The following is a 13,406-nucleotide window of genomic DNA, read 5'->3' as shown; positions in this document are numbered from 1 at the left end:
GGATGTTCGCTTCTTTATTTTACTAATAATTATGAAGGTAAGAAGTGAACCGCAATGAGAGGAAAAAAGTCGTGCTTGAAGCCTACCGTAAACACGTCGAAGAACGTGCTGCCGAGGGAGTTGTCCCAAGACCACTAGATGCTGAGCAAGTCGCTGGCCTAGTTGAACTTCTGAAGAATCCACCTCAAGGTGAAGAAGAAATCATTCTTGACCTATTAGAAAACCGCATTCCACCGGGTGTAGATGAAGCTGCTTACGTAAAAGCGGGCTTTCTTACGGCTATCACTAAAGGTGAAGTCGCTTCCCCACTAGTAAGCAAAGCAAAAGCTGCAGAACTGCTTGGTACTATGCAAGGCGGTTATAACATTGAGTCTTTAGTGTCTCTGCTAGACGATGCTGAGCTTGCTCCAATCGCAGTTAAAGCCTTGTCTCATACTCTACTGATGTTCGATGCGTTTTACGATGTAGAAGATAAAGCGAAAGCAGGTAATGCTTCAGCGCAACAAGTACTTCAATCTTGGGCTGATGCTGAATGGTTTACAGCGAAGAACAAAGTAGCGGAAAAGATCACCGTTAAAGTATTTAAAGTTACCGGTGAAACTAACACTGATGACTTATCGCCAGCGCCTGATGCATGGTCACGTCCTGATATCCCAGTGCACGCGAAAGCGATGCTGAAGATGGAACGTGATGGCATCACTCCTGATGAACAGGGTAGCGTTGGTCCAATCAATCAAATCGAAGAAATGCAAAAAGACGGCATTCCACTGGCTTACGTCGGTGATGTTGTTGGTACAGGTTCTTCACGTAAATCTGCGACAAACTCAGTACTTTGGTTCATGGGAGAAGATATCCCATTCGTACCGAACAAGCGTACTGGCGGTGTTTGTCTGGGTGGTAAAATTGCACCAATCTTCTACAACACAATGGAAGATTCAGGCGCACTACCCATTGAACTGAACGTACAAGACATGAACATGGGCGATATCATCGATATCTACCCGTACGAAGGTGTTGTTCACAAGAACGGTTCTGTGATTTCAAACTTTGAGCTAAGCAAAGTACTTCTTGATGAAGTGCGTGCTGGTGGACGTATTCCACTGATTATCGGTCGTGGTCTAACGGGTCGTGCTCGTGACGCTCTAGGTCTAGAAGAAACTGATCTGTTTGCTAAACCAATCGATCCTTCTGCTTCTGATAAAGGCTACACGTTAGCTCAGAAGATGGTAGGTAAAGCGTGTGGCGTTGAAGGTGTGCGTGCGGGTCAGTACTGCGAACCTAAAATGACAACAGTAGGTTCTCAAGATACTACCGGTCCTATGACGCGTGATGAGCTGAAAGATCTGGCTTGTCTTGGGTTCTCTGCGGATCTTGTGATGCAGTCTTTCTGTCACACATCTGCATACCCGAAACCAGTTGATGTAAACACTCACCATACACTGCCTGATTTCATCATGAACCGTGCAGGTGTTTCACTTCGTCCGGGTGATGGTGTTATCCACTCTTGGTTAAACCGTATGCTTCTTCCTGATACTGTAGGTACAGGTGGTGACTCGCATACTCGTTTCCCTCTAGGTATTTCATTCCCTGCGGGTTCTGGTTTGGTCGCATTTGCTGCGGCAACAGGCGTTATGCCTCTTGATATGCCTGAATCTATCTTGGTTCGCTTTAAAGGTGAAATGCAGCCAGGTATCACGCTACGTGACCTAGTACACGCAATTCCTCTATACGGCATCAAGCAAGGTCTACTGACTGTAGAGAAAGCAGGTAAGATCAACGAATTCTCTGGTCGTGTACTAGAAATTGAAGGTGTTGAGCACCTATCTGTTGAGCAAGCATTTGAACTTTCTGATGCATCTGCTGAGCGCTCAGCTGCAGGTTGCACCGTTAAGCTTTCTGAAGAGTCTATCTCTGAGTACTTGAACTCGAACATCGTGATGCTTAAGTGGATGATCGCTGAAGGCTACGGTGATGTTCGTACTATCGAACGTCGTATTACTGCAATGGAAGAGTGGTTAGCGAACCCTGAGTTGCTATCTGCTGATTCAGATGCGGAATACGCGCACGTTATCGAGATTGATCTTGCTGATATCGATCAACCAATCTTATGTGCACCAAACGATCCTGATGATGCTCGTCTTCTTTCTGACGTTCAAGGCACTGAAATTCAAGAAGTGTTCATCGGTTCTTGTATGACCAACATCGGTCACTTCCGTGCTGCAGGTAAGATGTTAGAAGAGTTTAATGGCTCTTTAAATACTCGCCTATGGGTTGCTCCGCCAACGAAGATGGATAAAGACCAACTGACAGAAGAAGGCTACTACGGCATCTTCGGTCGTGCTGGGGTTCGTATCGAAACTCCGGGTTGTTCACTGTGTATGGGTAACCAAGCTCGTGTTGCTGATGCTTCGACGGTTATGTCTACGTCTACTCGTAACTTCCCGAACCGTTTAGGTAATGGTGCGAACGTTTATCTAGCTTCTGCTGAGCTTTCTGCTGTTGGTGCGATTCTTGGTCGTATCCCAACTAAAGAAGAGTACTTAGCGTACGCTGAGAAGATCAATGCAACCGCTGCCGATACTTACCGTTACCTGAACTTCCATAAAATGGGTCAGTACACGGACAAAGCAGACACGGTTATCTTCCAAGAACCAGCTTAGTTCCTCGTTATATTTGTAGCTGCAGCGTTGTTGACTGCGTACGTTCACCGGAGCGCCGGCCGCCCTAGTCACATAGAGCTTCTATGCTCATAGGGATGAACGTACTTGTCGCCTAGCTGCAACTCCAACTATTTAGAGGAACCCAAATGATAGAGCGTCTACTTCGGTAGGCGTTTTTTTATGTCTGAATGTTAGTTTACGAGCGACTCGATCTCTTGATGACTTCGCTATATACTCTCGCCTCATTTTTTACCCTATCTGTCATTAGTGCGCGGAGCCTTTATGGAATTTGAATTTACACGAAACACTTTAATGGGCGAGTACTATGTAAAGTGCAGCATGGGTCATGAAATTGTTGGCCGTTGGCTTCAAGAAGAGATCGGTAAAGATAAGCAAAAACTCGATCATGTGATGGCGTTGATTGAGCGTTCACGTTTGGATCTGAATAATGAAGTGACGCTACTAGGCAAAGAGATCAGCCTAGCGATCAATGAAGACGACGTAACGATTCAAGAAAATGTGCTAGGGCACGAACAAGAGATGGAAGAGGGCAGTGAGTTCGATTTCTATAATTGTGAAAGCGAAGCAAGTTGCGGAATTGACGATTTCGAGTTGCTCATCGAACGTTGGATTGATTTTTTAGGTTACTAGTCCTGACACCTATTTATTAGTCATTCAGAGCTTTGAAGGCTCCGTTGCCCAAAACTAGAGCAACGACAATGCAGCGCATTAAGATAGTGAAAAGGCCGCACCATATTGGTGCGGTCTTTTTCTTTTCTAAATCGGTATTGTTTCTATTTTATTTAAAATCAAACACTTAAATTCTTGGCACGCTACTTGGATTGTAATAAGAGTATTAACGGATTAAGTGAAGAATTTAAGGAAAGAATATGAAATTAATAAATGCCATTGTTAAGCCATTCAAATTAGACGATGTACGCGAAGCGCTCTCTGATGTGGGTATTGAAGGTATGACGGTTTCTGAAGTGAAAGGTTTTGGTCGTCAGAAGGGGCACACTGAATTGTATCGTGGTGCAGAGTACCAGGTGGACTTCCTACCAAAGGTAAAGCTAGAGATTGCAACCCAAGCTGAAAATGTTGACCGAGTTGTTGAAGCGATTAGCCAAGCGGCACACACCGGAAAAATCGGCGATGGCAAAATTTTTGTGTATGACCTAAGCCAAGCCGTACGAATTCGTACCGGTGAAATGGATGCTGAAGCACTTTAAAGAATTACAAGGACTGGAGACTTTAATATGGAACTGACAACAACAGTAACGGAACTACGTTACGCACTAGACACTTTTTTCTTCCTCATTTCAGGTGCGTTGGTAATGTGGATGGCTGCAGGCTTCGCGATGTTAGAAGCTGGCCTTGTTCGTTCGAAGAACACCACAGAAATTTTAACTAAGAACATTTGTTTGTACGCGATTGCTTGTACGACTTTCTTAGTCGTTGGTTACAACATTATGTATGTCGATAACGGCGAAGGTGGCTGGTTACCGTCATTTGGTACTCTGATTGGTACTCAAGGTGAAGGTGCAGACCACTCATTAGAATCAGACTTCTTCTTCCAAGTCGTTTTCGTTGCAACAGCAATGTCTGTGGTATCTGGCGCGGTTGCTGAGCGAATGAAACTTTGGTCATTCCTTATCTTCTCTGTCGTGCTAACAGCATTCATCTACCCAATGGAAGGTTACTGGACTTGGGGCGGTGGTTTTCTATCAGAAGCCGGTTTCAGTGACTTTGCTGGTTCAGGTATCGTACACATGGCCGGTGCTTCAGCAGCCTTAGCGGGTGTGCTTCTACTGGGTGCTCGTAAAGGTAAATATGGTAAGAACGGTGAGATCTACCCGATTCCAGGTTCAAATATGCCACTGGCAACGCTAGGTACATTTATCCTTTGGTTTGGTTGGTTCGGTTTCAACGGCGGTTCTCAACTAATGGTTTCTGACTTTGAGAACGCGACAGCGGTTGGCCAAATCTTCCTTAACACCAACGCAGCAGCAGCAGCAGGTGCGATTGCAGCACTACTAGTATGTAAAACAACTTGGGGTAAAGCAGACCTAACAATGATTCTTAACGGCGCGTTAGCTGGCCTAGTAGCAATCACTGCAGACCCTCTATCACCATCACCTCTATTTGCTGTAGCGATTGGTTCTGTATCTGGTGCATTGGTTGTATTCAGCATCATCGCTCTAGACAAAGCTAAGATTGATGATCCAGTAGGTGCTATATCGGTACACGGTGTGTGTGGTTTCTTCGGTCTAATGGCTGTGCCACTAAGCAATGCTGATGCAACGTTTGGTGCTCAACTATTGGGTGCAGCAGTAATCTTTGCATGGGTATTCGGTGCTAGCCTAGCGGTATGGGCAGTGCTTAAAGCAACAATCGGTATCCGAGTAACGGAAGATGAAGAGCTTGAAGGTATGGACATGCACGATTGTGGTGTCGGCGCCTATCCAGAGTTTGTGTCTGTAAAATAGAACATTATGTATTAATCCATAATTTACAAATATTTACATATTACCCACTTGAAACCTGCTCTCATGAGCAGGTTTTTTTGTGCTCTATCATTGAAATTAATATTTTAATAAATATAATAACGCAACTGATATAGATTATCATTTCGATATAAAGGACTTTACCAATGAAAAAATTGCTAACTCTTTCAGCTCTAGCATGTAGCGCAATCGCACCAACGGCTGCAATCGCTGCTGAAGAAGTAAACGTATACTCTTACCGTCAACCTTTCCTTGTTGAACCTATGTTTGATGAGTTCACAAAAGAGACTGGTATCGAGGTGAATGTTAAGTTTGCTAAGAAAGGTTTAGCAGAAAAGCTAGCTCAAGAGGGCGAATACAGCCCAGCAGATGTGGTATTAACTGTTGATATCAGCCGCCTATCTGAGCTAACTGAAAAAGGTTTAGTTCAAGCTGTAGAAAGTGATGTTCTAGAAAAGAATATCCCAGCTCAGTACCAAGACACAGCTAACGAGTGGTTCGCTCTAACAACTCGTACACGTAGCGTTTACTCTTCTCGTGACCGTGTTGGTCGTCTAGGTGAAGATTTCACTTACGCTGATCTAGCTAAGCCAGAATTCAAAGGTAAAATCTGTACACGTAGCGGTAAGCACCCATACAACGTTTCTCTAGTATCTTCGATGATTGCTCACAAAGGTGAAGCTGAAACGAAAGAATGGCTAGAAGGCGTAAAAGCAAACCTAGCACGTAAGCCTCAAGGTAATGACCGTGCACAAGTTAAAGCGATCAAAGAAGGTCTATGTGACGTTTCTCTTGGTAACAGCTACTACCTAGGTAAGATGGTTAACGATAAAGAGCAAAAAGCTTGGGCTGACGCTGTTTACCTTAACTTCCCTAACCAAGAGACAACAGGTACTCACGTAAATATCTCTGGTATGGCAATGGCTAAATTCTCTCCAAATAAAGAGAACGCAGTTAAGCTCATGGAATTCCTATCTGGTGACGTGGCGCAAGGCATGTACGCAGAAGTGAACTACGAATACCCAGTTAAAGCTGATGTTAAACCTTCAGAGCTTGTTGCTTCTTGGGGTGAATTCAAAGCTGATACCATTTCTCTAGACCAAATTGCTGACCACCACGCAGCAGCAATCAAGCTACTAGACGAAGTTAAGTTCGATCTATAATTTTTTACTGTAGGCTTCGGCCCAAGTAAAATGACAGCCTCAAGTCGCCATTTCGGTAACTTGGGGCTGTTTTGTTTTGGAAAATCACTTTTTGATACAAAGCTCCCCGTTAATCCCCAGAGTTATGAGCATCTCACCTTGAAGTCATTACAGTATATGGGTATAAATAACCCCCCATTAAAAGGATATGAGATGTATTTGCAAATGCATTTGTGTTTCATTAAGCCTCGTTGTAGTTAGGCGATGAAAGAAAAGAATTATTTATGGAACACCAGTAGCTGCATCATTGCTGTATTGCTGGTTTTACCGATTTTAGCGATTTTTACGACTGCTGTTGGAGAAACTGATGAGCTATTTTCTCATCTTATGTCCACAGTAATGCCCACCTATACTTATAATACGGTGGTTTTAGTCATAGGAACCTTATTTCTGTCCTTGGCTTTTGGTATTCCGTCAGCTTGGATTATGGCAATGTGCCGTGTTCCAGGAGAGCGCGTTTTACAGTGGGCATTAGTGCTGCCATTAGCAATGCCAGGCTATATTGTCGGGTATATCTTTACCGATTGGTTCGATTTTGCTGGTCCGGTTCAAATTCTGCTACGAGATTTAACAGGGTGGGGGCCCGGAGAGTACTGGTTCCCAGACATTAGAACCTTGTTCGGAGCTATTATTGTTCTGTCACTTGTTCTCTACCCCTATGTTTATTTGCTATGCCGCGCGGCGTTTATGGAGCAAAACGTCTCCTTATTGCAATCCGCTCGGTTGTTAAAGTGTTCACCTTGGGAAAGCTTTCGTCGTATTTCCTTGCCGCTTGTTCGTCCATCAATGGCGGTCGGTCTATCACTGGTTGCAATGGAAACCATTGGTGACTTTGGTACCGTAAGTTACTTTGCAGTCAATACCTTAACGACTGCGGTTTACGACACTTGGTTAGGTTACTCAAGCTTAACGGCTGCTGCGAAAATATCGGCGATCATGCTGATTATCGTGATCCTACTATTGAGTTCAGAGCGCTATAGCCGTCGCAAACAGAAATTATTCCAGAATCAATTCAGTAGTCGTGAAGATTTTCGTTACGACCTTTCCGGTTGGAAGAAGTGGTTAGCATTGTTTTGGTGCTGGGGGTTGGTGTGTGTCGCATTCTTGTTCCCTCTTGCCCAGTTAATGATTTATGCCTACAAATATTTTGCTCAAAGCTGGACCCCTGAATTTAGAGAGTATGCCGTTAATAGCCTTTATGTTTCGGTAGTTGCTGCAATTATTGGTGTCGTTATTGCTTTGATTGTGAACTTCAATCAACGTGTTAGCCCAAGTAATAAAAATCAGGCTTATATGCGTATCGCTTCCATGGGCTATGCCGTTCCAGGCACCGTGTTAGCCATTGGTGTGATGGTCCCAGTTTTGTTTATGGATCACTTAGTCAACGATATTGCAAAAGTGATGGAATGGACAGGACCAGGTTTGATCTTCTCTGGTTCTATGTTTGCACTTATCTTTGCCATGGTCGTGCGTTTTTCAGCGGTTGCAATTGGCAGCATTGAAAGTAGCTTGAGTAAAGTTTCTCCTTCATTGGATATGGCATCTAAAACAATGGGCTGCAATACCAACCAGATGTTACGTCGTGTTCATTTACCTTTGATTAAACGAGGCGCATTGATCGCCGGATTATTGGTGTTTATCGAATCAATGAAAGAGTTAAATGCGGCATTACTGCTACGCCCTTTCAATTTCGAAACATTGGCGACTTATGTTTATAACTATGCCTCTGATGAGCACCTAGAGTTGGCGGCGATGCCCGCTGTGTTATTGGTGTTAGTAGGGTTAATTCCTCTGATTATCGTAAACCGTTCCTTGGAGCAGAAACACTAATGAGTTGTGCATTATCAATTAAAGATCTGACTTGTAAGTACGAGTCCCAAACTATTTTGGAATCTCTTTCTTTAGAAGTTGAGCATGGTGAAATTGTTTGTCTGCTTGGTGCCAGTGGTTGTGGTAAGACTACGCTGCTTAAAGCGATTGCCGGCTTGCTTCCATTGAGTAGTGGCGTCATGAGCTTGAACTGTCTAACCATCGACGATGGAGATAACTGGCTACCACCTGAACAGCGAAACATCGGAATGATCTTTCAAGATTATGCTCTGTTTCCGCACTTGACGGTAAACCAGAATATCTGCTTCGGCCTCAAAGGTCTCTCTGAGCAGCAAAAGAAAGAGAAAGTTCAAGAGATGTTGGAGCTGGTTCACTTAGATGAATTCGGTGACCGATACCCACATCAACTTTCTGGTGGTCAGCAACAACGTGTCGCGATTGCGCGTTCTTTGGCTTACAAGCCGGATCTACTGTTGTTGGATGAACCTTTCTCGAACATTGACACTCAAGTTCGGCATGAGCTGATATCTCAAATTCGTAAAATATTTAAAAAGCAGGGTGTTACTGCTATTTTTGTAACGCACAGCCGTGAAGAAGCATTCGCTTTTTCAGATAAAATGGCGGTAATGAACCATGGTGTGATTGAGCAATATGGTTCAGCCTCTGATTTGTACTTCCACCCATCGAGTAAGTTTGTTGCTGATTTCTTAGGTGGTGGTAGCTACTTAAATGCAAAGCGTATTTCAGATAATGAATTTGAAACGAGCTTAGGTCTGATTGAAGCGAAAGCACAAACTCAGATTGAAGTGGGAGCGGAATGTGCGTTGTTACTAAGACCACAGCATATCGTGGCGAGTCATGATGTCGATAGTAACCTGTCCGTGTTGGAACAACAATTTATGGGCGACCACTGTCGTTATGTGATTGAAGCTAACGGTCAAAAACTGTTAGCAACGTCTTCTGAGGCTCTAGGTGTTGGTATGCCAGTCACCGTCAAAGTAGATACCAAAGGTGTGTTGGCGTTTTAATGATAGGCAGTAAGTATCGTTCTACCGAAAAGTAAAATGCATTCGTAAAAAAGCCCAGCACTTTGACACAGAGTACTGGGCAAGAGTTCTTCACCTATAGGCTTTAACAAGGCAGTGGTTTGTTAAGTCCCATTCAAAACTGCTGCACTCTATAAGTCTATAGAGATAGGAAGTCTTTCACTTTTTGAAGAACACGTTCTGCAGTGTCTTTGTCTTCCATTTCTGCGAAGATTCGTAGTAAAGGCTCTGTTCCGGAGAAGCGAGCGATCACCCAGCCGCCATTCTTGAAGTAAACTTTAGCACCATCTTCATAGCTGACTTTTTCAATTTCGTATTCAAATTCAGGCAGTTGTTTCTCTACGTAAATCTTGGTGTAGAGTGCTTCTTTTTCAGACGGTTTGAATTTGCAATCCCCTTCTGCCGTATACGCATAACCATACTTCGAGTAGATTTCATCAAGCAGCTCAGATAATTTTTTACCTGTTACACTGATCATCTCAACCAATAAGCTCGATGCGAACACGCCATCCTTACCTTTAATATGGCCACGAATGGTTAAACCACCCGAACTTTCGCCACCAATCAGTGAGTCGTCGGCTTCCATTTGAGAGCTGATATGCTTGAAGCCTACAGGAACCTCAAAGCTCTTTTCACCATGATCTGCAGCGACTTTATCAAGTAGGTGTGTAGTTGCGATATTACGTACTACAGAGCCTTTCCAGCCTTTGTATTCCAGTAGGTAGTAGTAAAGCAGTAGTAGAACTTCGTTAGGGTGAATGAAGTGACCTTTCTCATCAATGATACCTAAACGGTCGGCATCGCCATCGGTTCCAATACCAATATCGTAACCTTCAGCCGCAACTAAGTGCTTCAAGCGATACAGCGTTGCGGCACTTGGCGATGGCATCAAGCCACCAAAATCTGGGTTTTTGCCATCGTTGATGACATCGACATCGCAGCGACCGTTTATAAGAACAGTTTGCAGAGCGTTTTTCGCCACACCAAACATTGGGTCGATCAGTACGCGTAGATTCGCTTTCTTAATCGATTCAATATCGATGGCATTAATGATGGAATCAACAAAGGCGTTCATCGGGTTGATTATCTCGATTTCTTGGTCGTTTAACGCTTGTTCGAAATCGACACGAATAACATCTTCGTTGGTTAGAGTTGCGATTTGCTGTTCGATCTTCTCTGTTATGATCTCGTCAGCATCACGTCCACCTTCAATGAACACTTTGATGCCATTGTAGTCAGCAGGGTTGTGAGAAGCGGTAATACACGCAGAGTAAATACATCCCATCTCTTTTGCTTGGAACATCACGATAGGTGTTGGAACGAACTTATCAATGAAGCTTACTTTGATGTTGTTGGCTGCCAATACTTCAGCAAACCAGCACGCGGCTTTATCTGAAAGGAAGCGGCGGTCGTAACCGATCACGAAGCCGTTCTTTGCTGCATTTTCATTATTGATGATGTTTGCGAGCGCTTGCGCCACAAGGCGAACATTGTCTCTGGTGAACTCTTCACCAATGAAAGCGCGCCAGCCACCTGTACCAAATTTAATCATTAGAAAATCCTTTTAGTCTCATTGCCTCAAGTCGATAAAGACTTGAGGCAAGAGCTGTTCGTTAAATTAAGTGACTAGCCTAGAACAACGACAACATCGTTCACGCTGCCTTCTGCTTGTACTGGGATTGCACCTTCAACAGAATCACCGTTGATAGTGATAGAGGAAACCCCTTTGCTTACTGCGTTCGGGTTTTGCACTGTGATGTTGTAAGTCGCGCCACGCCATTGACGAGTAACCTCGAATTCCGGCCAATCAGTTGGAATACAAGGGTCGACTGTTAAGCCTTCAAAGCCTGTGCGAACACCAAGAATGAAGTTGGTTACCGCAAAGTAAGCCCAACCCGAGGTACCTGTTAACCAAGGGTGGTTTGCACGGCCGTGGTCTTGATGGTCTTTACCCATGATGAACTGCACGTACGAGTAGGGTTCTGCGTAACGTGTTTCAATCATGTCGTTTTGGTTGTACGGGTTTAGTGCGTCGTAGAATTTCATGGCACGGTCACCACGGCCTAGCTTCGCTTCTGCTACCCAAGCCCATGGGTTCGGGTGAGAGAAGATAGCGCCGTTTTCTTTAACGCCTTGGTAAACGCGAGTCACAAAGCCGATATCGTCGTTTGGTGTTGCGAACGATGGAGAGTTTAGGTGTAGGCCGTATTCTGAGAATAGGTTCTCATCAACTGCGTCCATCGCTTTCTCGCCGCGCTCTTGAGAAACCGCACCAGACAGAACCGCTAGTGTGTTTGACTCAAGGTGTACACGACCTTCAGCTTGTTGAGCTGTACCGATCTTGTCGCCATTTTTAGTTAGACCACGGATGTACCAGCCACCCTCGTCATCCCAAAGGTGCGTTTCACAAGCTTCACGAACATTCGCTGCCATTTCAGTGTATTTAGCAACGTCAGCGTCGTTATTGCGGAACTTAGCTAAGTCTAAGAATTCTTGTAGAGCCCAGAAATGTAGGAATGAAACCATTGAAGATTCACCGCCACCTAAGTTCAAACAGTCATTCCAGTCTGCGCGAAGCCCCTTACAGATACCTGTTTGACCTACGTATTCAGCAGAGAAATTCAGTGCGGCTTTCATGTGTTCGTAAACTGTCGCTTCGCCACCATCTGCGTATGGAATCACTTCGTCAAAGAAATCGTGTTCTCCGGTTTCCATCACGTATTTGATGATGGTAGGAACGATCCATAGGTGATCATCAGAACAAGTATCTTCAATGCCATGGATCTTGTCGTCATCTGACGGTGTTGGAACAACCGTTGGTGATTTCGATGGCTCAACGTCTGCTTTCTCTGGATCAAACCAGTCTGGATCGAATAGGTGTAGACCGTAGCCCGCTTTCACTTGGCCGCGTAGCAGGTCGATAATACGTTTCTTAGTCATTTGTGGGTTGGCATGAGGTACTGAGATCGCATCTTGCGCAGTATCACGGTAACCAAGACCTGTACGGCCGCCAACTTCAATGAATGATGCAAAGCGCGACCACACCACACAAGTTTCTGCTTGGTATAGTGTCCATGTGTTGATCATTGTGTCTAAGCCTTCGTTTGGAGACTTAACTTGGAATTTGTTGCAACGCTCGTCCCAGTGATCTTTGATACCTTGGAAAGCCGCATCGACGTTGGCTGTGTCTTGGTATTTTTCACGTAGGCGTTCACCATTGCCTTTGCCGATACCTAGTACATAGGCAAAGCGAACTTCTTCACCCGGTTGAATGGTAAATTGTTTATGTAGAGAACCACAGTGGTTGTAACAGGTTTGAGCGCTGTTAGAACATTTACCGTTCTCAACGGCAATTGGGTTCGCTTCATCACGGTACATGCCAAGGAAGTTATCACGTTGGCCGTCGTAGCTGTCTGGTGAGAAAGTTGAAGCTAGGTAGTAGAAACCTTCAAAGTCGTTAGTGTTGTAGTACAGGTCGTATTCAAGAACACCTTCTTGGTAAGACGTACCCGCAGAGTACAAAGACATCTGATGGTTCTGATTATCCGATTGGATGTGGCTGAACGAGAACTCAACAAATGAGAAAGTACTGATGGTTCTTGGGTTGTCAGTGTTGTTCTTTAGTACGACATCCCAAACTTCCGCATCTTCACCCTTAGGAACGAATAACGTTTTGGTTGCTGTAATACCACTGTATTCACACTTGAATTTTGAGTATGACAGGCCGTGACGAACTTCGTAGTTTGCTTCATCTAGGCTCTTTGCCACAGGCTGCCAAGAAATAGACCAGTAATCGCCCGTCTCATCATCACGCAGGTAAACATAGTGTCCAGGACGATCAAAGGTGCCGTTTGGACGGAATTTAGTAACACGGTTGTATTCCGGAGAATTGTAGAACGAGTAACCGCCCGCATTGTGCGAAATCACGGTACAAAACTTTTCAGTACCTAGGTAGTTGGTCCAAGGTGCTGGTACATCAGGGCGAGTGATGACGTATTCGCGATTGTCGTTATCGAAATAGCCGTATTTCATTGTCATTTCCTTTTTAACAAACTGCATCTATGCAGCTAATTTTTAAATAGTGATGCTGAGTTTTATTAGACTGAGCACCTTAATTTGAGTTAGTAACTTAATTTGAGTCAGCAAGCACTCGACTTGAGCGTG

At 44.4% G+C, this 13,406-nt stretch carries 9 protein-coding genes; 7 read left to right on the top strand and 2 right to left on the bottom strand.

The features are described from left to right. The first annotated feature begins 71 nt into the window (after positions 1 to 71). The 7 genes from acnB (at position 72) to AB4407_RS14160 (ending at position 9,224) form a co-directional block, all read left to right on the top strand. A complete protein-coding gene (acnB, locus tag AB4407_RS14190) occupies positions 72 to 2,660 on the top strand; it encodes a bifunctional aconitate hydratase 2/2-methylisocitrate dehydratase (RefSeq protein ID WP_372121022.1) in 2,589 nt (862 codons plus the stop codon). A 282-nt stretch (positions 2,661 to 2,942) separates the two neighbouring features. Next, on the top strand, positions 2,943 to 3,311 hold the full coding sequence (locus AB4407_RS14185) for a YacL family protein (protein WP_372121021.1): 369 nt from the start codon (positions 2,943 to 2,945) through the stop codon (positions 3,309 to 3,311). 239 nt (positions 3,312 to 3,550) lie between these two features. After that, entirely contained in the window at positions 3,551 to 3,889 is a 339-nt protein-coding gene (gene glnK / locus AB4407_RS14180; protein WP_004738200.1) for a P-II family nitrogen regulator, read from the top strand. A gap of 27 nt (positions 3,890 to 3,916) precedes the next feature. Continuing rightward, the gene (locus AB4407_RS14175) at positions 3,917 to 5,146 is read left to right on the top strand and encodes an ammonium transporter (protein ID WP_017097325.1); all 1,230 of its coding nucleotides are present in this window, start codon (positions 3,917 to 3,919) and stop codon (positions 5,144 to 5,146) included. Between the two features lie 164 nt (positions 5,147 to 5,310). Then, positions 5,311 to 6,327, top strand: coding sequence for a Fe(3+) ABC transporter substrate-binding protein (locus AB4407_RS14170; RefSeq protein ID WP_012604721.1), 1,017 nt, complete (start codon positions 5,311 to 5,313; stop codon positions 6,325 to 6,327). 243 nt (positions 6,328 to 6,570) lie between these two features. Next, positions 6,571 to 8,196 carry an ABC transporter permease gene (locus AB4407_RS14165; protein ID WP_372086615.1) on the top strand — a complete coding sequence of 542 codons (1,626 nt, stop codon included), beginning with the start codon at positions 6,571 to 6,573 and terminating at the stop codon, positions 8,194 to 8,196. Continuing rightward, a complete protein-coding gene (locus tag AB4407_RS14160) occupies positions 8,196 to 9,224 on the top strand; it encodes an ABC transporter ATP-binding protein (RefSeq protein WP_372121020.1) in 1,029 nt (342 codons plus the stop codon). The genes AB4407_RS14165 and AB4407_RS14160 overlap by 1 nt, the downstream gene beginning before the upstream one ends. 157 nt (positions 9,225 to 9,381) lie before the next feature. On the opposite strand, the gene AB4407_RS14155 is transcribed toward AB4407_RS14160, so the two are convergent. After that, complete coding sequence (locus tag AB4407_RS14155) at positions 9,382 to 10,794, bottom strand: phosphoglucomutase/phosphomannomutase family protein (protein ID WP_372121019.1); 1,413 nt, start codon at positions 10,792 to 10,794, stop codon at positions 9,382 to 9,384. Positions 10,795 to 10,868: 74 nt separating this feature from the next. After that, on the bottom strand, positions 10,869 to 13,274 hold the full coding sequence (locus AB4407_RS14150; protein ID WP_372121018.1) for a GH36-type glycosyl hydrolase domain-containing protein: 2,406 nt from the start codon (positions 13,272 to 13,274) through the stop codon (positions 10,869 to 10,871). Between the last annotated feature and the right edge of the window lie 132 nt (positions 13,275 to 13,406).

This window comes from Vibrio sp. 10N.261.46.E11 (assembly GCF_041472735.1).
Taxonomy (GTDB): domain Bacteria; phylum Pseudomonadota; class Gammaproteobacteria; order Enterobacterales; family Vibrionaceae; genus Vibrio.
The sequence above is the reverse complement of the archived record's forward strand: the minus strand, read 5'-3'. Positions and strand labels throughout refer to the sequence as shown.